This is a genomic window from Magnetospirillum sp. ME-1, assembly GCF_002105535.1.
In the GTDB taxonomy this organism is placed as follows: Bacteria; Pseudomonadota; Alphaproteobacteria; order Rhodospirillales; family Magnetospirillaceae; genus Phaeospirillum.
In genome coordinates this window covers 1,189,673-1,211,667 of sequence record NZ_CP015848.1, presented here as the reverse complement: position 1 = coordinate 1,211,667, position 21,995 = coordinate 1,189,673, and the positions used below count along the sequence as shown (strand labels likewise).

Annotated in this window: 19 protein-coding genes; 17 read left to right on the top strand and 2 right to left on the bottom strand. The window is 63.9% G+C overall.

The window, feature by feature from the left end; translation table 11 throughout:
- Window positions 1-161: 161 nt before the first annotated feature.
- The 6 genes from WV31_RS05620 to WV31_RS05595 all read left to right on the top strand — a co-directional run bounded on the left by WV31_RS05620 (window position 162) and on the right by WV31_RS05595 (window position 7,260).
- On the top strand, window positions 162-881 hold the full coding sequence (locus tag WV31_RS05620; RefSeq protein ID WP_145980760.1) for a response regulator transcription factor: 720 nt from the start codon (window positions 162-164) through the stop codon (window positions 879-881).
- Between the two features lie 358 nt (window positions 882-1,239).
- Window positions 1,240-2,670: a tyrosine-type recombinase/integrase gene (locus WV31_RS05615; RefSeq protein ID WP_168185857.1), complete on the top strand. Its 1,431-nt coding sequence runs from the start codon at window positions 1,240-1,242 to the stop codon at window positions 2,668-2,670.
- Window positions 2,670-3,392 (top strand): hypothetical protein, encoded by a 723-nt coding sequence (locus tag WV31_RS05610; RefSeq protein ID WP_145980759.1) that lies wholly within the window; start codon window positions 2,670-2,672, stop codon window positions 3,390-3,392. The genes WV31_RS05615 and WV31_RS05610 overlap by 1 nt, the downstream gene beginning before the upstream one ends.
- A 139-nt stretch (window positions 3,393-3,531) precedes the next feature.
- Window positions 3,532-3,738, top strand: a complete 207-nt coding sequence (locus WV31_RS05605; RefSeq protein ID WP_085372641.1) for a hypothetical protein — start codon at window positions 3,532-3,534, stop codon at window positions 3,736-3,738.
- Window positions 3,739-3,895: 157 nt separating this feature from the next.
- Window positions 3,896-4,258 carry a hypothetical protein gene (locus WV31_RS05600; protein WP_145980758.1) on the top strand — a complete coding sequence of 121 codons (363 nt, stop codon included), beginning with the start codon at window positions 3,896-3,898 and terminating at the stop codon, window positions 4,256-4,258.
- The gene (locus tag WV31_RS05595; protein WP_085372639.1) at window positions 4,258-7,260 is read left to right on the top strand and encodes a hypothetical protein; all 3,003 of its coding nucleotides are present in this window, start codon (window positions 4,258-4,260) and stop codon (window positions 7,258-7,260) included. The genes WV31_RS05600 and WV31_RS05595 overlap by 1 nt, the downstream gene beginning before the upstream one ends.
- Before the next feature lie 191 nt (window positions 7,261-7,451).
- Here the strand turns inward: WV31_RS05595 and WV31_RS05590 are convergent, their stop codons facing one another.
- A complete protein-coding gene (locus WV31_RS05590; protein WP_085372638.1) occupies window positions 7,452-7,889 on the bottom strand; it encodes a hypothetical protein in 438 nt (145 codons plus the stop codon).
- A gap of 191 nt (window positions 7,890-8,080) precedes the next feature.
- Here WV31_RS05590 and WV31_RS05585 point away from each other — a divergent pair, with 191 nt between their 5' ends.
- The 9 genes from WV31_RS05585 (at window position 8,081) to WV31_RS05545 (ending at window position 17,984) form a co-directional block, all read left to right on the top strand.
- Window positions 8,081-8,281, top strand: coding sequence for a hypothetical protein (locus WV31_RS05585; RefSeq protein WP_085372637.1), 201 nt, complete (start codon window positions 8,081-8,083; stop codon window positions 8,279-8,281).
- A 287-nt stretch (window positions 8,282-8,568) separates the two neighbouring features.
- Window positions 8,569-9,900: a cupin domain-containing protein gene (locus tag WV31_RS05580; RefSeq protein WP_085372636.1), complete on the top strand. Its 1,332-nt coding sequence runs from the start codon at window positions 8,569-8,571 to the stop codon at window positions 9,898-9,900.
- Window positions 9,901-9,959: 59 nt separating this feature from the next.
- The gene (gene moaA / locus WV31_RS05575) at window positions 9,960-10,928 is read left to right on the top strand and encodes a GTP 3',8-cyclase MoaA (protein WP_085372635.1); all 969 of its coding nucleotides are present in this window, start codon (window positions 9,960-9,962) and stop codon (window positions 10,926-10,928) included.
- Between the two features lie 273 nt (window positions 10,929-11,201).
- Window positions 11,202-13,997, top strand: coding sequence for a molybdopterin-dependent oxidoreductase (locus WV31_RS05570; RefSeq protein WP_085375483.1), 2,796 nt, complete (start codon window positions 11,202-11,204; stop codon window positions 13,995-13,997).
- Window positions 13,998-14,072: 75 nt separating this feature from the next.
- Window positions 14,073-15,077 (top strand): 4Fe-4S dicluster domain-containing protein, encoded by a 1,005-nt coding sequence (locus WV31_RS05565; RefSeq protein WP_206072588.1) that lies wholly within the window; start codon window positions 14,073-14,075, stop codon window positions 15,075-15,077.
- Window positions 15,078-15,092: 15 nt separating this feature from the next.
- Window positions 15,093-15,785, top strand: a complete 693-nt coding sequence (locus WV31_RS05560) for a cytochrome c family protein (RefSeq protein ID WP_085372634.1) — start codon at window positions 15,093-15,095, stop codon at window positions 15,783-15,785.
- Entirely contained in the window at window positions 15,782-16,462 is a 681-nt protein-coding gene (locus WV31_RS05555) for a molecular chaperone TorD family protein (RefSeq protein WP_085372633.1), read from the top strand. Before WV31_RS05560 ends, WV31_RS05555 begins: the two co-directional genes overlap by 4 nt.
- 3 nt (window positions 16,463-16,465) lie before the next feature.
- Entirely contained in the window at window positions 16,466-17,047 is a 582-nt protein-coding gene (locus WV31_RS05550; protein ID WP_085372632.1) for a NapC/NirT family cytochrome c, read from the top strand.
- A 37-nt stretch (window positions 17,048-17,084) separates the two neighbouring features.
- Window positions 17,085-17,984 carry a chlorite dismutase family protein gene (locus tag WV31_RS05545; RefSeq protein ID WP_206072587.1) on the top strand — a complete coding sequence of 300 codons (900 nt, stop codon included), beginning with the start codon at window positions 17,085-17,087 and terminating at the stop codon, window positions 17,982-17,984.
- 150 nt (window positions 17,985-18,134) lie between these two features.
- Here the strand turns inward: WV31_RS05545 and WV31_RS05540 are convergent, their stop codons facing one another.
- Entirely contained in the window at window positions 18,135-19,511 is a 1,377-nt protein-coding gene (locus tag WV31_RS05540) for a sigma-54-dependent transcriptional regulator (protein WP_085372631.1), read from the bottom strand.
- A gap of 140 nt (window positions 19,512-19,651) precedes the next feature.
- Between WV31_RS05540 and WV31_RS05535 the strand changes: the two genes are divergently transcribed.
- Complete coding sequence (locus WV31_RS05535; RefSeq protein ID WP_085372630.1) at window positions 19,652-21,523, top strand: sensor histidine kinase; 1,872 nt, start codon at window positions 19,652-19,654, stop codon at window positions 21,521-21,523.
- Window positions 21,520-21,867 (top strand): cupin domain-containing protein, encoded by a 348-nt coding sequence (locus tag WV31_RS05530; RefSeq protein WP_085372629.1) that lies wholly within the window; start codon window positions 21,520-21,522, stop codon window positions 21,865-21,867. The genes WV31_RS05535 and WV31_RS05530 overlap by 4 nt, the downstream gene beginning before the upstream one ends.
- The last annotated feature ends 128 nt before the right edge of the window (window positions 21,868-21,995 follow it).

The following is a 21,995-nucleotide window of genomic DNA, read 5'->3' as shown; positions in this document are numbered from 1 at the left end:
GCATCCGGTCCGAATCCTATCCGGCCTGAACCGGCAGCGTCCAGCCGGGCCAGCTCCGTCGGCCTCCCATGTGAACAGCCGTCCACAGCCCGTCCATACGGTGTCGATACCCTTGACCTAGGGTTGCCGGAGGAGAGGGATCGATACCGTTGGGGACAGCAATGGCAAACATCATCGTCGTGACGAACCAACCCGACCAGCCCGAAAGCGTGAGCCGGTCTCTCGGCCTGATCGGGATGAACGTTCTTCATGCCCGGTCCTTCGGAGAACTCGACCGCATGCTGTCGTCGGCACCGGTGGATCTGGTGGTGCTCGACATCGATCGGGCGGATGAGGACGCCGCCTCCATGGCCGCGAGGCTGCGCCCGCGCACCGGAGCGGGAATCCTGATGCTGATGGCCCATGACGATCTCGAGGAAAGGATCCTGGGCCTGAAGGCCGGGGCCGACGCCTGCCTGGTCAAGCCCGTTCCGTTCCGCGAGTTCGAAGCGGTGATCCGCAGCCTGCTCCGCCGGCTGAAGCCGGGGCGGACGGTCCGCGCCCCGGCCCTTGGCGACGGCACCCTGCCCCGCTGGGAGCTTGCCACCCTGGACTGGCTGCTGACGGCCCCCAACGGCCGCAAGGTGATGCTCAGCAACGCGGAATACCGGGTGATCGGAACCTTGATCGCCAACCCGAAAAACTCGGCAAGCCGCCGGGAACTGGCCATCGCCCTGGGCAAGAAGGGCGACGTCTACGACGACAGCGCCATCAGCACGATCATCACGCGGCTGCGGCGCAAGGTCATGCAGAAGGCCGGGGAATCCCTGCCCATCCGCTCGGCGCGCGGCCTTGGCTACGTGTTCGCGGCACAGCTCTCCGCGCGGCAAAGCGCGGCCTGAACTGCGGTTGGAAATATCCACGAACAACGCCACGGCGGCTCCCCCTACCGGAGCCGCGTCATCAGCCGTATCAAGTGCGGAAAATCGCTTGGCGTCCCCACGGGGATTCGAACCCCGGTTGCCGCCGTGAGAGGGCAGATCAGACGCTAAATTTGGCGTCCACACGCATCCGCCGTCATGCATTAACTACCTGTTATAGCGCAATTCTGCTTGAATTGCCGTCCACGCGCATCCATGATGATGGCTGTATATGGACTGGGTACTAGACTGGGTACTGCGTTTCCGCCGCCTTGATGCGGCGCGGGGAAAGTGGCCCCGGTGTCCAGTTTGGTGCCCGGTTTCGGCGTGGAGAATGGTTATGGCGCGCGCACCGAAAGTCACATCAGATCTGTCCAAGCGGAATTACCGTCTGGGGCTTCCGCTGGCGAAGAAGCCGATATGGCAGGCATTGGGCGACGGCATCAGCATTGGCTATCGCCGCTGCGAGGGCACTGGCCGTTGGATCGCCCGCAAGGCCAACGGCAAGGGCGGATTCAATGAAGGCGTGGTCGGCCTGGCTGACGACTATGAAGACGCCGATGGCTCTGGCGTTCTCTCCTTTGCCCAGGCCAGCGCCAAGGCGTTCAATTGGGCGAAGGAAGACCGCACCGTCGCCCGTAAGGCACCTTTGACACTGGACGAGGCGCTGAACGCCTACGAGCGCGACCTGAAGGTACGCGGCGGCGATTACGGCAACGTCAGCCGGGTCCGGTCCCATCTGTCGGAAAAGCTGATGAAGACCTCCGTGACTGATCTGACAGTGGACATGCTGAAGACATGGCGGGATGGGCTGGCCGACAAATTGGCGGCGGCGACCGTCAATCGCACCACCACCCCCATCAAGGCTGCGCTCAACATGGCGGCAGATGCCGACCAGGGCGTGACCATCACTAGCCGGGCCGCGTGGGAAATCGGTCTGAAGACGCTGGGCGATGCCGAGAGCAGCCGCAACGTCATCCTGTCCGATGCCGTGGTCGGCAAACTGGTCAAGGCGGCTTACTCCCAATCCCTGGCGTTTGGCCTGCTGGTCGAGGTGCTGGCGGTGACCGGCAGCAGATACTCGCAGGTCGCTGCTCTGAAAGTGGCTGATCTGCAGAATGGCACTGCTGATCCCCGCCTGATGATCCCGGTGTCGAACAAGGGCAAGGGGCAGAAGGCAGCCAGATCCACCCCGGTTCCGATCCCGGCGGCGCTGGCCAAGCGTCTGAAGGCGGCAGCCGAGGGCATCGGTCCGACCGGCGTCTTGCTTCAGAAGCCGGGTGGCGGCGCCTGGGCCAAATCCGACCATTCACGACCATTCGCCCGCGCCGTCAAGGCAGCGGGGCTGAAGCCTGCCGAGGTGGAGCCGTATCAGATCGAGGAAATCACGGCCTACGCCCTGCGGCACTCAAGCATCGTCCGCATGGCGCTGAAGGGCGTCCCGCTGCGGCTGGTGGCGGCTCTGCACGATACATCTGTAACCATGATCGAACGCACCTACAGCCGTGACATCGCCAGCGTAGCTGATGCTGTGGCCCGCGCCTCCATGCTGGACCTGGGCGCCATCGAGACAACCGAGGCCGGTAACGCGTTACTTGGGGCGGGGGAGGAGGTAACGGCGTTACCACGTGTCGAGGGACAGTGCCGGCACGGGCATAGCTATGCCGAGTTCCCGCCGTACCGCAATTCCAAGGGCTCCGTCGTCTGTGCAGAGTGCGCCAGGATCAGGACGCGAACGGCCAAAGCGGCCAAGAAGCGGGGGGCGGCGTGATGGATGAGGTATCGCTTTTCGGCGCAATCAAGCGGATCAACGCCTGCAAGAAAGCCTTTGACGAGGCAAAGACGGACCAGTTTAAGCAGGAAGCCGCCATCAAGGCGCTGCTGGAGTTTTCCACCATCACGCAGGTCCACGGCGGCTGGGCTCTGGACTATTGGGCCGCCTGCGCCTTGGCCTGGGCACGGTCAGAAAGCGCGCCTGACCACGCTCCTGCCGACATCTGGGACCAAGTCGAAGGCGCGAAAGGCGCCGAGAAGCGCCTGGTCGCGGCGCGGGTTCTGGAATTTGCCCCCGGCCGCGTCATGGCGGAACTGCAGCAAGCCCTCTACGCGGCGCACAACGGCCAGGACCATCCGATAATCGTGCCGTCGAGCCGACAGCCGGGGACGGCCAACCGCTGGACGCTGCAGATCCGCGCCCTCCAGTACCAGGCGTTCCGGCAAGGTGCTGGAAAGAGCCGAAGTGACGCGATTGCGGATGTCGAAGAGGCTTACGGCGTCCTTGGCAGGGACGCGCTGACCGAGTGGGCGAAGACCAAGAACCAGAAGCTCGGCGGCGCCATCCCCGCGAACATCAAGGCGTGGACCAATGTGGCCCGTGCCGAGGGTGAAGCCCTTCGTGCTAGGGGCGGCAGCGTCGATGACCACCCAGACTATGGACGGGTGGCGCTGGAAGTAGACGGTCGGCGATACCAGGTCATTCGGGGGGAAAAGTAGGCGGGGTTTGTCCCCCCGCTATTAGGGCCGGGCCACGACAGTATGCCCTATCGCAGCAACCCATGCCGATAGGTACAAGCCCATGCAGCCCACTACTCGGCCGACCATTGTGTCGAGCATTGCAATCCAACCGGCCCTCATGCCGGTCAAGATCGCCGCGCCCTATGCCGGTATCTCCGATAGCTCGATCTGGGAAATGATCAAGGACGGCAAACTGGAAACCGTCCTGTTCGCCGGTCGCCGCTTGGTCCTCCGCGAGAGCTTGGACAAGCTTATCGCCGAGGCCCGCAAGGCCCCGCCGGTCAAGCGCCGTTCCCCCAACCCCCGCGCCCGCAAGGCGTCCTAAAGCAACAACCCGCCCGGTGGCGACCGGACGGGCTGGCGAATTAGGTAAGGACTGCTGACGCGCTTTTCTTATACACCGCCACCTTGTTCCGTTCAAGCCTGCCGGGCCTCCCCCGCCAGCGTCGAGACGACGCCGGCTCCCTAAGATGGAGTACCCGATGATTACCAGAGACACTCAACAAGTCATCTTGGAGGCCCTGGCTGACGCCGGTGGCGCCTTGACTTTCGACGAACTGATCTCCGCAGTTCCCGTTGTCGGTGGCGACGGTGCCATGACCTACGGGGCCAGTCTGGTCACCATCTGGCCGGGCACGTCCGATGAAGGCGTGGAGGCGTTGGGCGAGTTGCATGCCGCAGGTCGCATCAGCTTCACCCCGGTGCCGCCGCCCACCTACCTGCTGGCCTATGGCAGGGTGGTCCCGAGGCTGCCGGTGGTGAAAGACACTCGCCCGTTTGAGGACTATCGGCGGTTGACCTGGCTGCCGTGCGTGATCGAACTCCGGTCGGGGGAGTGCGCGTGATGGGCGTCGCGGTCGAACTCACCCTGTTTTCCAAGGACGGCGGCCCGCTGACCAAGGAGGTTACCCTTGCCGCTGATGGCACCGTCAGCAGCGACGGCAGCGCCTGCTTCATGCAGTCGGGTGCCGCCAAACGGGTGTGCCTTGCCAACGGCGAACTTTTCAGCGGCCTGGCCGAATTGATCAACAGCACAACCAGCGAGCAGGCTCTGGGCACCGGCACCCTTGTCGCCGAGGGCGACACCGTAATGGTCTGTACTCGGAAGCGGCCCTCCAGTGGCGCTGTCGCCCGCACCAGGGACGCCTTCGACTATCGTCCCGGCGAACCGGCGTTTGTGTTGCTCGACTTCGACCGCAAGGGCATGCCGGCCGCTGTGAAGCAGCGCCTGGACGACCTGGGTGGCTTCTGGTCGGGCCTGCAATTCGTGTTTCCGGCCCTTGCCGCTGCAGGTACGGTCCAGCGGGCATCGACCAGTTCCGGCCTGATCCGCACCGCCGACGGTCACCGCTTCCCCGACAGCGGTGGGGTTCATGTCTATCTGGCCCTGCGTGACGGCTCAGACGCCAAACGGTTCCTGGAGGTGTTGCACCAGCGATGCTGGCTCGCCGGCCTCGGCTGGTTCTGGGTAAGCGCGTCCGGCACGCCGCTTGAGCGTAGCGTTGTCGATACGAGCGTTTGGGCGCCTGAGCGTCTGATTTTTGAGGGGGCGCCTACTTTAGGCTACGGCCTGGCCCAGGATGCCGAGGTGCGGCGGGCCGTTCACCTGGACGGTGACATCGTGGACAGCAAGCAGTTGGCCGATCTGGCTCCGGCGGAGGCTGTCGAATACCGCCGTCTGCTGGCCGACGCTAAGGCCGCAGCCGAACCTGAAGCCCGTAGGGTCAGGACGGTGTACAAGGGGCGCGAGGTGGACCGCCTGGTGGCGCGTGGCGTGTCGGCCAAGGCCGCCACGCGCATCATCGACAATCGTCTTGTAGGAGATCTTACGGGCGCCGACGTGCTGGAGTTCGACGACAGCGAAATTGGCGTTGTGACTGTGGCCGAGGTGCTGGCGGATCCCGACCGCTTCGACGGCGAGACGCTCGCCGATCCGGTCGAGGGCGTAGTCTACGGCCGCTGTAAGGCCAAGGTATTCGCCGCTAGCAGTCGGGTGGCGATCAACTCCTTCGCTCACGGCGGCGTGTACTATCGCCTGTGGCACGACGCGGCGTCGGCCGGTGCTACGCTGGACGGCGCCGGCACTGATGCCGCCTCTGCCCTGGAAGCCATGGCGGGTACACTCAAACTGTCCCCGGTTGAGCGCGAAGCGCTGATCAAGCGGGCCGCGCGGCAGTCCGGTGTCGGCGTGCGCGCCATGACGGCGACGTTGAAGGCGGCAGAGGAGGCCGCGTCCAGTGCGGATGTGGCGGACCTCGATGACCAAGCCCATGCCGCAGGCAAGCCGGTGATCCGGGTGCGGGCTGGCGGCGCCCTTGCGGCAGTGAAGGCCGCCGACGAGGCGCTGGCGGCACAGACCCCGCCGATCGCGTTCGAGCGCGGTGGCGCCTTGGTACGCATGGCGAAGTCCGGCATCGACAGTGACCACCGCATCGTTGCCATGAGTGACGCCGACCTGAGCCTGCGCCTGGCCGAGGCCGCCACCTGGGTGCAGCCGAGCCGTGAAGACGGCGAGCGGACGATTGACCCGCCACCCGACATCGTCCGCAAGCTGGCGTCAAACGTCGGCCATTGGAGTGTTCCCCCGCTGGTCGGCATCACTGATGTCCCGGTGCTGCGCCTGGAGACCGGGGAGATCCACGGCAGCACCGGCTATGACCCTGTGTCGGGGCTGTTCTATTCGGGAAGCGCACCGCCGCTGGAGGTACCAGCACAGCCCAGTCGTGGCGACGCCGTGGCGGCCATGGAGCGGGTGCTGGCGCCTTTCAGCGAATTTGTGTTTGCGGACGCCGAAGTTGGACGCTCGGTTTTGGCCGCCTACGTCCTGACCGGGGCCATCCGCCAGGTAATTGACCTGGCGCCTGGGCTCATCGTCTCGGCACACAAGCGCGGTTCGGGCAAAACCTTGGCCGTGCGGGCGGCCAACGCCCTGCTCTATGGTCGCGCGCCTTCAATGGTCGCGCCCGAGAAGGATTTCAGCGAGGCCGAACAGCGCAAGCAGCTGACGGCGCAGTTGCTCCGGGGCACGACGAGCCTGTGCCTGGACAACTTGCTGGCGCCCGTTGGCGGCGGCCCGCTCGACGCCATGATGACGATGACGAGTTGGGACGATCGTGTGCTGGGGGAGTCGACCATGGCTGGTGGGCTGCCGACGCGGGTACTGATGGCAGCGACTGGAAACAATCTGGCGGCCAGGGCCGACGCGGCCCGGCGGTGGCTCCGGGTGGTGATCGACTCGGGCCTGGAGCGACCCGAGGACCAGCATTTCGGTATCGTCGATCTGGTCGGGTACGTCATGCAGCACCGCCAGCGGCTTCTGGCCGACGTGTTCACGGTCCTGCGCGCCTTCATTCTAGCCGGCAAGCCCAACCCGTGCGCCCTGACGCTGGGATCCTACGAGACTTGGGCGTCCGTGGTTCCGGCCTGCCTGGTCTGGCTCGGCATGGCCGATCCACTGGCCAGTCAGCTTGATCTGGCCGCCGACGATGGGCAGCGTTCGGAGCTACGCGCCTTCCTGGCAGCCTGGCACGGCGTGCTTGGCGACGAGTGGGTGCTAGTCCGTGACCTCGAGGACAGGGTAAGTGAAGCGGCGAGCTTTAAATGGCACGCGGCCTATGCCGATGCCGATGCCCAGGCCGAGGCCGCTGACACCGAGAAAGTAAGTGCCGCTCGCCATCTACGAGGCGTGCTGGCAGAGCTTACCCGAGGAAAAATCGGCGGTGCGGCCAGCCGCATGATCAGCGCGTATCTGGGAAACCACCGGCGCGAGATCGTCGATGGATTGCGCCTCGAGCAGCGCGAAAACGCGCATTTGAAAGTGGCGGAATGGCGGGTGGCTCGGGTGTAATGCGGGGGTCGTGCGGGGTCGTGCGGGGTCGTGCGGGGTCATGCGGGGTCAGATGTGAGCGCGACCCCGCGCCCGAAACCCGCAGAAAACTGCGGTTTTTTGAAGATTTGCGGGGTCTGCGGGGTCATTTTCCTCTTTTCGTGGGTGTATTTTTTTTATAAGCGGGAGTATCACCAAATAAAATCGGTGACTTAGAGATGGGAATGGCCGATTTGACCCCGCACGACCCCGCAAATGGCAGTTTTCCGCGGGTTTGAGGTGCGGGTTGACCCCGCAAATGACCCCGCAAAAATGGTCAGATGACCCCGCAGACCTGATTTTCGCAGCCTCGGCCAGCACCTCCTCGTCAATGGCCGCGCCACCCGCACCGTCCTCTCGGCACTCGATACCGCGACCTCGCCGCTCTCGACCTTGGCGAACAGGGCTGGATCGGCCTTCTGGACCTTCTTGGCCGCGTTGACGCTGCGCTCGGACACGTTGAGCATGGCGGCGGCATCGGCGCGGCTTGTGCTCTGCAAATTTGCAGAAGGTTCCAAATCCGTCCGCGCCCCCTGCTGCATGTTCGCCAGCTTGGCCGCGATGGCGGCGCGTTGGCTCTCGGTCAGATGGCGCCTGGCTACCTGTTGCATGTGACGCATCAAATAGCGAGTGAACGCTGGCATTGTCGCAATATGTTGATGATGCCCCGCCCCGAAAGTGATATGTTATATCATAGCTTAGTTAGTGGAGAGTAGCGGTGCCGAGAGGATCGAAGCCTGGAGAGCGGCGCGGTGGGCGCAAGCCTGGAACGCCGAACAAGCGGACCAGCGAGCTTGCGGCCATGCTGGCCGAGAAAGTGGGCGCCGACTTCGACCCGGTGGTGGAACTTGCCCTGCTGGCCCAGGCTCCCGATACCCCGGTCGATCTTCGCGCCAAGGTGCTGGCCGACATCGCGCCCTATGTTCGCCCCAAGTTGCGGAACAGCGAGATCAGCGGACCCGATGGAGGCATCGTTCTGATCGTCAATACGGGTATCGGCTAAGGGCCGAAAGCGGCCGGGCAGAATTTGGATCCAAGACTGCGTAAGCGGACACTGCTGTCGATCAGTGTTTCGGATTCCCATCCCCAGTTGCTGACTACGGTATTGGACGTGTGGTTTTAGCCGCCCATCGGGGGACGACCGCCCCGGCACTTGGCGTCAAATTTGCAGAGATCAAAGACGGTCCGCCCCAACTCGCTTTCTCTGCTATAAAGCGATTTGGCCGGGGCTGAGATTTCGCCTAACCTCGTGATCGCGACGGGGGACGGCGGCTGACGTGGGAACTAGATATGTCGGGCTGCCGTATTCGGATTTGGATCGGGGCGTTATTGCTCCTTATCGCTGGCACTGCAGCCGGCGAGGCAGCGACTCCCGCCGACACCTACCAGGCCATCGAAGCCGTCAACGCCCAACTCGCGGCTTTCCATGATGCGAATGGCACCATGCCGGCGGTGGATCCCCAGGCGCCGCCCCTGACGGAACGGCTGCCCCGCCACGTCCTGCAGAAAGCCCGCGAGGTGCTTTTGAAGATTCAGGCCGTCCGCCAGCTCAATGGACTGCCGCTCCAGCCGGTGCCTGAAATAGCGGTGCGCGAGGTCCAGCCCGACGACGTCAAGTTCTTCGTCGAGAAGATGCTGCTGGGCTTGAAGGATTTGCGGCCGATCTTCGGCAACCCTCCGGTTGCCAAGATGACCCGGCCATCGCGGGAAATGGGGCCGACCGATAATTTCGCGGCACTGCGCCGGGCGGAGCTGCAGGTGGATGGCCTGGGACTGCCGGCGACATCTCCCAATGACGTCATGCGGATTGCGCTTTCTATCGTCAATGATCTGGAACTCGTGAGGTCGTCTCTGGGCGTTACCGCGCCGGTGCCTCCGCCGCCGGTCATTCCGGCCCGGCGACCGGTGGATACCTACGACAACGCCATCGGCCTGCTGGTAGACATCAAGGTGCTAACCGAGAGCAACCCGAATCTGGTCATCCCCATGGGGGTCGTCCTCCCCGAACGCCGGAACGGAACCATCAAGCCGGCCCATGTCATGGACCTCCTGGGGACCGTATTGGCCGAAATTTCCGCGATCAAGGCAAAGACCGGGGTTACGATTCCCACCGTGCTGGCCCCGCCCCAGACCGGCATGACTCCATCGGACGTCCATTCGGCGGTCTCCCATGCCCGCGCCCTGGTCGCCAGCCTTCCCGGAGCGCGGGTCGGCGGTACGCCCGATGGCATCCGCAAGGTTTACGAACCCGCTGCCGTTCGAAAGGACGGAACAACGAACAGGGTCTACACCGTCGAGGATTTCGCCAAGCCCGATGCCAAGATGGTCCGGCGCCATGTCATCAGCCAAACGGAGCATGCCGTGGTCACCGGCTGGCATGTCTTGCCGGGACAGGGGCTCGAGCCGCATCGCCATCCCGAAGGACAGGACACCTGGGTGGTGCTGGCGGGCGAGGCCGATTACCTGATGGGTGGCGGCAAGAGCCGTAAGATCAAGACCGGCGACATCGCCATCGCCACCACCGGGCAGGTGCATGGTGCCCGCAACACCGGAACCTCCCCCTTCATTTTCGTCTCCACGGTCACCCCGGCCGATGCCGGGGTCGAGCCGGGCGAGAACTAGCACGGTTCTTGCTCCATCCCGAGATCAGGCGCCATGCCTGATGCCACGGGAGCAGGCCGATGTTGATGGATCGTCACGGACGGAAGATTTCCTATCTGCGGGTCTCGGTGACCGACCGCTGCAATCTCCGCTGCCTGTACTGCATGGCCGAAGATCCCGAGTTTCTGCCGCGGCGGGATGTGCTGACCCTTGAGGAACTGGCCAGAATCTGCCGCGCCTTCATCGCCCGTGGCGTGCGCAAAATCCGCCTGACCGGGGGAGAGCCGCTGGTGCGGCGCAACATCATCAGCCTCGTGGCCGATTTAGGATCGCTGATCGGACAGAATGGGCTCGACGAACTGACCCTGACCACCAACGGCACTCAGCTGGCGCGGTACGCGTCATTGCTGGCGCAGGCCGGCATGCGCCGGGTCAATGTATCCCTCGACACCCTTGACCCCGACCGCTTTCGCCTGCTGACCCGAGGCGGCAGGGTCGAGACGGTCATCGAGGGTATCATTGCCGCGCGCAAGGCCGGACTGGCCGTCAAGGTCAACGCCGTGGCGCTGGAGGGACAGCCGCCCAGGGAATGGGACCGCCTGATCGGCTGGTGTGGCGGCCTCGGCCTCGATCTCTGTCTGATCGAAGCCATGCCCATGGGCGGAGGCGCAAGCATCGGGCCGTCATTATCGCTGCCCCGGCTGCGAGACGAGCTTGCGCAACGCTGGACGCTGACCGACTCGGGTCACCGCACCAGCGGTCCCGCCCGCTATGTGGATGTGGCGGAAACCGGTAGACGGATCGGCTTCATCACCCCGCTCAGTCATGGTTTCTGCGGCAGTTGCGACCGCATGCGGCTGACCTGTACCGGCATGGTCTATCCCTGCCTGGGACGGGACGACGGCTTCAATCTGGGGGCTGCTCTCAGAGCGGATTCCACCGGCGCCATGCTGGAAGACGTCATTGATGACGCCGTCGCCGGCAAGGCCCTGGGCCACGACTTTGCCCATCTGCGTCAGTCGCGCCCCATGAGCATGACCGGCGGCTGATCCGCAGCTTATTCTTCGCAGGTGCAGGATGATCATTTCGTTCAATTGAGCCGATGACAATTGAACGAAGCGTTTGAGTGGTACCCCGCCACTTCTGATCCAGATCAATTAGCAGATCCTGCAATACCCGGAAAATTCGTGAGGCTACTGCGAAATCGGGTCTTTGCCCCTTCTGGCATGGGCTTTGCGCTTCTGTCCGGACATTGCTCGGCCCAGCGCCGACACCAGAACAGCATGCCGACCGATTCGAGGCAAAGACTCAAGGAGCGCATCATGGCCGAACGTTCACGCCGTTCATTCCTCAAGACCGCCGGGGCCACGTCCCTGGGGGTGGGGCTTGCCGGAACTTTCTCCTTCCGCGCCCTGGCCGCCACGGATCCCGGCCGGGATTTCGACTACAGCGGCTGGGAGCAGTTTCACCGTGACCAGTGGAGCTGGGACAAGAAGACCCGTGGCGCCCACCTCATCAACTGCACCGGTGCCTGCCCCCATTACGTCTACCAGAAGAACGGCGTGATCCTGCGTGAGGAGCAGTCCAAGGACGCTCCCATGCTGAAGGGCGTGCCCGAGTACAATCCGCGTGGCTGTAACAAGGGCGAATGCGCCACCGACTACGTCTACAGCGCCACCCGCCTGAAGTATCCGCTGATCCGGGTCGGCGAGCGCGGCGAGGGCAAGTGGCGCCGGGCCAGCTGGGACGAGGCGCTCGGCATGATCGCCGACAAGATCGTCGATACCATCAAGATGGAAGGCCCCGACGCCATCAGCGTCTATTCGCCGGTCCCGGCCGTGGCGCCGGTGTCGTTCTCGGGCGGTCACCGCTTCGCCCACCTGATCGGCGCCCATACCCACACCTTCTTCGACTGGTATGGCGACCAGCCTCCCGGCCAGACTCAGACCTGCGGCGTCCAGGGCGACACCAGCGAGGCGGCGGATTGGTACAATGCCCGCTATATCGTCCTGTGGGGCGCCAATCCCTCCCAGACCCGCATTCCCGACGCGCATTTCCTGGCCGAAGCGTCGTTGAACGGCACCAAGATCGTCAGCATCGCGCCCGATTACAACGCCTCGACCATCAAGGCCGATCTGTGGGTTCACCCCAAGCCCGGCACCGACGTGGCCCTGGCGCTGGGCATGGCCCACGTCATCATCAAGGAAAAGCTGTTCGACGCCCATAACCTGAAGGAGCAGACCGACATGCCCCTTCTGGTGCGCTCGGACACCAGGATGTTCCTGCGCGAATCCGATCTGGTGGCCGATGGCTCCAAGAACCGGTTCTACGCCTGGGACATGAAGACCGGCATGCCGGTGCTGATGCGTGGCAGCTGGGGCGATGATCCCGAGGTCAAGCCGACGGTGCAGCCCCCCTTCCTGGCCCGCAACACGCTGACCTTCCCCGACGGCACCCTTGACCTCGGTGCCCTGGATCCGGCCCTGGAAGGCAAGTTCAAGATCAAGCTGCTGAACGGCAAGACCGTGGAATGCCAGCCGGTCTACGAGCTCTACCGCGCCCGCATCATGGCCGATTACACCCCCGAGAAGGTGGCGGCCATCACCGGCGTCAACGCCAAGACCGTGGTCCAGGTGGGCCGTGAATACGCCATGGCCAAGCCGGCCATGATCATCACCGGCGGCGGCACCGGCCACTGGTACTACTCCGACATCCTGATGCGGGTGTTCCACTTCCTGTCGTCGCTGACCGCCAACGAGGGCAAGAATGGCGGTGGCGTCAATCACTATATCGGCCAGTGGAAGCCGACCTTCGTGCCCGGCGTCGCCGCCCTGTCCTTCCCGCAGGGCGCCGGCAAGCAGCGCTTCTGCCAGACCACCATCTGGTCCTATGTCCACGGCGAAGCCTATGACGGCATGGAGAAGGTGGGCATCGACACCGGCAAGTATCTGAAGCAGTCCCTCGATACCAAGCAGATGCCCATCTACCCCCGCGACGGGCGCGACCCCAAAGTCTTCATCTGCTATCGCGGCAACTTCCTCAATCAGGCCAAGGGGCAGAAATACGTGCTCCGCAACCTGTGGCCCAAGCTGGACCTGATCGTTACCGCCAACATCCGCATGGACAGCCAGGCGCTGTACTCGGACATCGTGCTGCCCTCGGCCCATTGGTACGAGAAGACCGACCTCAACGTCACCGAGGAACACACCTTCATCAACATGACCGAGCCGGCCATCGCTCCCATGTGGGAATCCAAGACCGACTGGCAAATTTTCAAGGCACTGACCAAGAAGGTCGAGGAAGCGGCCATCGCCAAGGGCTTCAAGTCGTTCTTCGACGAGCAGTTCAAGTGGAACCGCGATCTCGCCACCCTGTCGGCGCAGTTCACCGACAACGGCAAGCTCGATACCGACGAGGCCGCCGCCCAGTTCATCCTGGACAACGCGCCCCAGAGCAAGGGCATCACCCTGGACCAGATTCGCGAGAAGCCGGTGCGCTTCAAGGCCAACTGGACCTCGCCCATGAAGGAAGGGGTGCCCTACACGCCGTTCCAGTTCTTCGCCGTCAACAAGCGCCCCTGGCCGACGCTGACCGGCCGCCAGCAGTTCTACATCGACCACGAGGTGTTCTTCTCCCTGGGGGTCGAACTGCCGGTCTACAAGGCGCCCATCGACGCCGACAAGTATCCGCTGCGCTTCAACACGCCGCATTCGCGCCACGCCATCCATTCCACCTTCAAGGACAATCCGCTGATGCTGCGGCTTCAGCGCGGCGGCCCCATGGTGGAAATTCCCCGCGCCGAGGCCGAGGCCCGCGGCCTCAAGGACAACGACTGGGCGGAGATCTTCAACGATCACGGCAAGGTCATCGTCCGGGTCAAGGTAAAGGACGGCGAGCAGCCGGGCCGCATCTCCATGTACCACACGCCCGAGCTCTACATGGACCTGATCGAGGGCAGCAGCCAGAGCGTCTGCCCCATCCGCATCACCCCCACCCATCTGGTCGGCAATTACGGCCACCTGCTATTCAGGCCCAATTACTACGGCCCCGGCGGCAGCCAGCGCGACACGCGGGTGGAGATGCGCAAGTACACGGGAACCGTCACCAAGCAGCTGTGACCTGACCTCGATCCAACACATTCCGCCGCCGGGCCCTGACCGTGGCCCGGCGGGACCGAAAACAGGAGTTCCGACATGACCACCAAAGCAATGGCGGTTCCCAGCCGGCAGATCGCCTTCGTCGTCGACCTCAACAAGTGCATCGGCTGCCAGACCTGCACCGTGGCCTGCAAGCGGCTGTGGACCGGCCATCCCGGCCAGGCCTTCATGTACTGGCGCAACGTCGAGACCGCCCCGGGCCAGGGCTATCCCCGCAACTGGACGGCCAAGGGCGGCGGCTACAAGGACGGCGAATTGCAGAAGGGAAAGCGCCCCGGCGCCGCCGATTACGGCGTGCCCTTCGAATTCGATTATGACGGCCGCCTGTTCCAGGGCAAGGCCGACCGGGCGCGTCCCAGCCCGACGCCCCACAGCGCCCCCAACTGGGACGAGGAACAGGGCGCCGGCGAATATCCCAACAACCACTATTTCTTCCTGCCGCGCATGTGCAATCACTGCTCGCAGCCGGCCTGTCTCGAAGCGTGCCCCAACGACGCCATCTACCGTCGCGTCCAGGACGGCATCAACGTCATCAACCTGGACAAGTGCAAGGGCACCGGGTCGTGCGTCGAAGCCTGCCCCTACGGCAAGGCCTTCCTCAACATGGCCGATCTCAAGGGCAACAAGTGCATCGGCTGCTATCCCCGCATCGAGAAGGGCGTGGCCTCGGCCTGCGTCGCCCAATGCGCCGGCCGCGCCATGCATGTGGGCTTCCTCGACGACATGAACAGCTCGGTCCACAAGCTGGTCAACGTCTTCAAGGTCGCCCTGCCGCTCTACCCCGAGAAGGGCACCAAGCCCAACGTCTTCTACATTCCGCCGGCCTTCGGCCCCATGGTCGAGGACGCCCAGGGCAACCTGACCAACACGCCCAAAATCCCGCTGGCCTATCTCGAACAGCTGTTCGGACGCGAGGTCGGCTCGGCCTTGGCCCTGCTGCGGTCCGAGCGCAGCCGCAAGATGAGCGGCATGCCCTCCGAAGTGATGGACACCATGATCGGAGTGCGCAGCGCCGACATGATGATCTCTCCCCTGACCTGATAAGGCGCCATTGCGATGAAAAAGCTCTTTCCGTTCATTGTGGCCGTGGGGCTGGCGCTGTTCGCGCCGGCCGCCCACGCGGCCGACAAGGCGATCTATGAAGGCACCAAGGTCTGCGGCAAGTGCCACGACCTTCAGGCCGAATCCTGGCAGGCCACCGGCCACGCCAAGGCCTTCGATCTGTTGAAGCCTGGAATCCGGCCCGAGGCCAAGGCCAAGGCCAAGCTGGACCCGGCCAAGGACTATACCGCCGACGCCAATTGCCTGGGCTGCCACACCACCGGCTATGGCGAGCCGGGTGGCTATGATCCCGCCATGCAGCCCGCCCAGGCCAAGTCCCTGGCGGCGGTGGGCTGCGAGTCCTGCCACGGCGCCGGCAGCGCCTTCAAGAAGGAGCACGGCGATGCCGAGGGCCGCTTCAAGAAGGGCGGCGCCACCACCGACCGCAAGGTTCTGATCGAGGCGGGACAGAGCTTCGACTACGAGAAGGCCTGCGCCAAATGCCATGGCGCCGCCACCAAAGTGGCCAGCCCCTTCACCCCGGCTATCGACTCCAAATACGCCTTCGATTTCGACAAGGCGGTGCGGGCCGGCGGCAAGGCCAAGGGCGTCCATGACCACTTCAAGCTGATCGGCGTCTTCGCAGGCGAACCCGTGCACAAGCTGCGCCCGGAATTCCAGAAGAACGCCAAGGAGGGTGGAGAATGATCCCCGAACCCAGAATGGCCGCGTTCCGCGCCGAAGCCTATGGCCTGCTGGCCGAAGCCTTCTCCTATCCCGAGGAGATGATCTGCCGGAACATCATCGACGGCCAGCTCCAGGCCGAGCTGTGCGACACCATTTCCCAGGTCTATCCCGGTTCGGCCGTCGCCGTGCTGGCCCTGGCCGAAGAACTGGCCGTGCCGTCGGGGACTGACTGCGACGCGGTGGAGAGCGCCTATCTCTGCAGCTTCGAACTGGACGCGCCGTCGTCGCCCTGCCCGCTTTACGAAGGGGCTCATATCCGCGACACCGAGCGGGCCGAAATCCTGCTGGAAGTCAAATCCTTCTATCAGAATTTCGGCCTGGCGGTGTCCGCCGACCTCAACGCCCCCGAGGACCATCTGACGGCCGAGCTTGAGTTCATGGCTTTCCTGGCCGCCAAGCAGGCGGATGCCGAAGAGACGGGGAAGGATCCAGCCCCCTACCTTATGGCGCAGCGCGACTTCCTCGAACGGCATCTCGGACGTTGGCTGCCGCTCCTGGCGACCACCGCCGAACACAAGGTGGCCTTCGGGTTTTATCGGGCCATGTGTCGCCTGGTGGGCACCTACGTCGCCGGCGACCTGGACCTGATGCAGCGCCAGGTCCCCCGGGTGCCGTCCGCCGCCCGGGTGGAGCACTGAACCATGCGACTGCCCAGGCTTCCCCGTTGGATGCTGCTGGGGGCCCCTTTGGGCGCCGCCGCGGCGTTCTTCATTGCCGGCATCATCTTCTGGGGCGGCTTCAACACCGCAATGGAGGCAACCAATACCCTGAGCTTCTGCATCTCGTGCCACGAGATGAAGGACACCGTCTACAAGGAGTACGTGGGAACCGTTCACTACGCCAACCGCAGCGGTGTGCGGGCGGTGTGCTCCGACTGCCACGTGCCCCATCCCTGGGTCTACAAGATCATCCGCAAGATCCAGGCCTCGGGCGAGCTTTACCACAAGGTCATGGGGTCGGTGGACACCCCCGAGAAATTCGAGGCCAAGCGCCTGGAACTGGCCAAGCGCGTCTGGTCGACCATGAGATCCACCGGCTCGCGGGAATGCCGCAACTGCCATTCCTTCGAGGCCATGTCCAAGGATGCCCAGAAGAACACCGCCTGGCGGCGCCACAGCTCCGCCGACGAGAAGGGCAAGACCTGCATCGATTGCCACAAGGGCATCGCCCACAAGGACATCTCCTCGCTCTACGAAGAGGACGAGGCCGGTGCGGCGAAGTGATCAACCATCCCAAGTTCAACAAGAGAGGGAGTTCATTATGAAAAGCTTCAATACCAGCCGCCTTCTGGCCCTCGGCACGGCCCTGACCCTGACCCTGGCGGTGGGCATCGGCACCGCCGCCGCCCAGGGCATGGCCAAGCCCGGCGACATGAAGGCCGCCCCCATGGCCGACATGAAGACGGCCCCCATGGCCCCCATGGCGCCGATGATGGCCGATCGGGCCAAGCTGCTGACCTCGCCCGGGGTGTTCGGCAACTTCTCCACCTACAAGCTACGGGCCGACTTCGCCAAGCTGCCTGCCGCCGAGCGCAAGATGGCCGCCGCCGAAGTCATGAAGGTGGTGGACAAGCATAAGGACAAGGTCATCGTCGATGCCTATCTGACCCGTGGCTTCGAGGCCAACAGCGACTTCCTGCTGCGCGTCCATTCCATGGACATGGCGGCCACCCAGTCCTTCCTGGTGGATTTCCGCGCCACCCGCTTCGGCATGAACGCCGACGTCACCGAGAACCTGGTGGGCATCACCAAGGCGCTGAACTACATCTCCAAGGACAAGTCGCCCGACCTCAATGCCGGCCTGTCCTCGGCCACCTATAGCGGCGACGCGCCCCGCTACACCATCGTCATTCCGGTCAAGAAGAATGCCGAGTGGTGGAACCTGACCGACGCCCAGCGGCTGAAGGAGATGGAGACCCACACCATGCCGACGCTCCCCTATCTGGTGAACGTCAAGCGCAAGCTCTATCACTCCACCGGTCTCGACGACACCGACTTCATCACCTATTTCGAGACCAACGATCTGGGGGCCTTCAACAACCTGCTGCTGTCCCTGGCCTCGGTGCCGGAGAACAAGTACCACGTTCGCTGGGGCAGCCCGACCATCCTGGGCACCATCCTGCCCTTCGAGACGGTGGTGAAGACCCTTTCGGGGATGTAGGCGGTAGCTGTCCGGCCGGACTCCCCACCAACCTCCCACGGTCGGAACAGCCGAGCCCGCCGGTCACGATTGCCCCCGTGACCGGCGGGTTTGTCTTTGAAGACTGAACGCTTCGTTCAAATGGAGGGCCGGTGGAATTGAACGATTCGTTCAGTCGTCGTCACCATTCTTGCCGCGCGGCGAGACCAGGCCGAACTCCTTGATCCTCCGCTCCAGCCTGGGGCGGGATACGCCGAGGATGTCGCAGGCCTTTCCCTTGTGCCAATTGGTCTCCGCCAGCACACGGCGGATATGGTCGCGTTCCAGTTCCCGCAGCGAACACAGGGTGCCGGAACAGACCGACTCCGAGGCCTCCCCGGCCTGCACGCGGTGGCGAAGTTCGGGCGGCAAGCAATCCGGTGTCAGGACGTCACCGCGCTGAAGCACCGCCGCCTTCATCAGGACATTTTCCAGTTCGCGCACATTGCCGGGCCAGTGATAGTCCTCGAGGCAGGCGATAGCCTCGGCCGATACCCGCCGGATGGTCTTGCGCAGGTCCTTGTTGATCTTCTTCAACAGGAATTCGGTCAGAAGCGGAATGTCGCCGCGCCGTTCGCGCAGGGGCGGCAGATTGATAGTGGCGACGTTCAGACGATAATAGAGGTCCTCGCGGAACTGCCCCAACGCCACCCTTTCCTTGAGATCCACATTGGTGGCGGTAATGAAGCGCGCCTTGCTGGTCTTGACCTGCGACCCGCCGACAGGGGTGTATTCGCGCTCTTCCAGGATACGCAGAAGCTTGCTTTGCATGGGCGGCGAAAGCTCGGCGATTTCGTCCAGGAACAAGGTGCCCTCGCCCACCTGCTCCACCTTTCCCTTGTGGGCGCTGACCGCGCCGGTGAAGGCGCCGCGCTCGTGGCCGAACATCTCGCTTTCCAGCAAGGTTTCCACCAGGGCGGCGCAATTGACGGCCACGAAGGGGTGATGACGGTCGGCGCTGGCGTTGTGGACGGCGCGGGCCACCAATTCCTTGCCGGTGCCGGATTCGCCCAGGATCTGAACCGTTATGCGGCTTTGCGCCACCAGCCCGATGCGCTTGAAAACCTCCTTCATGACGAAGGACTGGCCGATGATCTGTGTGGTTCCGGCTCCAGCGGCGGTGCCGATCACCAATCCCTCGCCGGAGCGGCCTTGCGACAGGGCCCGCTCCACCGCCGCATCCAGTTCGTCCAGGTCGATGGGCTTGGGGACATAATCGATAGCGCCCCCCTGCATGGCCGCCACCGTGGTCTCGAAATCATGGAAGGCGGTGATCATGATCACCGGCAAGGTCGGGCGCCGAGTCTTGATGGAGGAAAGGAGTTGCATGCCGTCCGCTCCCGGCAGGCGGACATCGGAAATCACCACGTCGATGTCAGCATCCTCAGCCTTGTTGATGCCGTCCTCGGCCGAATGCGCGACGGTGACCGTGTACTCGATCTGCTGGAAATGCAGGTCCAGGGTCCGGCAGATGGCGCGGTCGTCATCGACGAGCAGGATGTGTGGCATATTGGACTCGCGATCAGCAGGAAAGACGGCATTGGAATTGCAATAACCCGGCCAACTCGTCGAGACAGCATAGCACCGTCCGGTGGGGAAGATTAAGCTTGGGCCGAGATGGCCGGCAGCCGCAGGGGACAGCGCGCTCCATGAAGACATCGCGGAAAATTTTCGGCCTGACCTATCTGATCTCGGTGCTGGCCATTGCCGGCATTGCGCTGTTCACCCTGTCTCGAACGACCGCCACCCTTCACGACCTGTCGCGCCAGCGCCTCTCCGAAAGCGTCAATCGCGAGTCGCGGATCATCTACAATACCCTCGACATGGTCAGAAGCGACCTCCAGGTCCTGGCCGAGGAGGGAGGGGCCGGGGCTAGCAAGGACCCGGAAACCCGCAGAAGACTGACCGAGCGATATGCGGGACTGATGCAAAAGCGCCCCGCCTATACCCGAATATTGCTGCAGCCGAACACGGCCGGTGCGGCAACCATCTCGGTTGAGCAAACGGAGCTGGGGCTGCGCGCCAAGGGAGTCGGGGCTGCGGTCGAATCCGATTTCGTCATGATGGCCGAGGAAGCGGTCAAGCTTTGGCCGGGCAATGTCACCCTGTCACAGGTGATGGTGCGCAATGTCCGCGACGAAGTGGATCAGAAGGCGCGGGTCATCTACGCCGCCACCCCCGTCGCCACCAAGGATGGCCGGGTGGAAGGCGCCCTGGTGATCGCCATCGATTTCGACACATTGGTCGGCGGTTTTGGACGCCCGCGGACCGATATCACCTTCTTCATCGGCAACCGTGACGGAGAATACCTCTACCGCCCCACAGGGCAGCAGGAGACCAAGTCCATCACTTGGTCCAACTCCATGATCAGGGATTTCAGGCTGGGGGAGCGCTGGCAGAAATGGTCATACGGCAGCGACCCCCAATTGCGCTTCGACAGCCCCGAAACCCATATGGCGGTGGTGCTGTACCGGGTGTTGCTGGCCGATCCCCTGCTGCGGCCGAACGCACCGGTCCTGGTGGTGGGAGGGGCCGCCTCGCTGACCGAGATGGACAATCAAATCCTTGGTTTTCGTACGGAACTGGCCGTGATGGCCCTGGTGGTCGGCGGCATGGTCGCCTTCGCCCTGGCCCTTGCCACCAAGTACCTGACCCAGCCCATTCAGGAACTCACCTTGCTCGCGGATCGCATCCGGGATGGCGAGCGCGACATCACATCGCCCGCCAGTGGCCGCCGTGATGAGTTCGGCGTTCTGGCCCGGGCCATGATGCGCATGCTCGAGGCCCTGCGGGATGCGGCCAAGAACGAGGAGCAGGCGGCCTTGGGACGCATGGCGACCATGATCGCCCACGACATCCGCAACGCGCTGTCCTCGGTGAAGATGAACCTGAAGATTCTCGACAACCATCACCGGGCCGTTGCCGACGAGTTCAGCGATGGATGCGATATCGCTCTGCGCCAGGTGTCTTACATGGAAAACATCCTGACGGACATGCTGGACTTCGCCCGCCCCAACGGCCTTGAACCCGACTGGGTCGACCTGGACGACGTCATCGAGGTTGCGACGGTCTCCATGCTTCCGGAGATTACCGAACAGTCCATCGTGGTATGTACCGATGGGCACCATTCCCTGCCCAAGGTGTGGGGGGATCGCACCCGGCTGATCCAGGTGTTCCAGAACCTGCTGGCCAATGCCATTCAGGCCATGGAGCCGGGCGGACACCTGACCATCGAGGCAAGGTCGGCGCTGTTCAAGTCACGACCGGCCGTCGAGGTCAGCATCGCGGATACCGGATCGGGAATCCCCGACAGCATCCACGGCAAGGTTCTCGAACCCTTCTTCACCACCCGGGCCAAGGGAACCGGGCTCGGCCTCACCATCGTTCACCGTCTGGTCAAGAGCCATGACGGGGAATTGCACCTGGAGCCCAATCCGAGTGGAGGGACCATCGCCCGGGTGATCCTGCCCCTGGTTTCGCCCCACTGGCAGGCCGAACAATCCATGACGGAGATCCCATGAACCGCATCGTCTCCATCCAAGAGCACACCCACCCCAACCCCGAACAGGTCGAACGGGTGGTGGTCGCCCAGTCGGAGCAGACCGCCCTGGTGGTCTGGCACCTGCTGCCCGGCCAGGAGATCGCAGCCCATCGCCATCCTCACGGACAGGACACCTGGGTGGTGATCTCGGGAGAGGCCGAATATCTGCTCGGTGGTGGCGAGACCCGGATGATCAAGGCCGGCGACCTGGCCATCGCGGCCCCTGGACAGACACATGGCGCCCGCAACCGTGGCGCGGTCCCGTTTGTATTCGCCTCGGTCGTTGCCCCTTCGGATGCTGGGTTTGAGGTGACTGAGCCCTGAGTTCAAGTCATTCACCGTGCCGTGTAACCAGACAAAAGTATCCGCCCCCGCACGGGCCGAGCAGGCTCGGGATCATCAGCGACATCCAAGGCCGTCATCCCAATGGCCGCTTTCGCCTGACGCTTTCT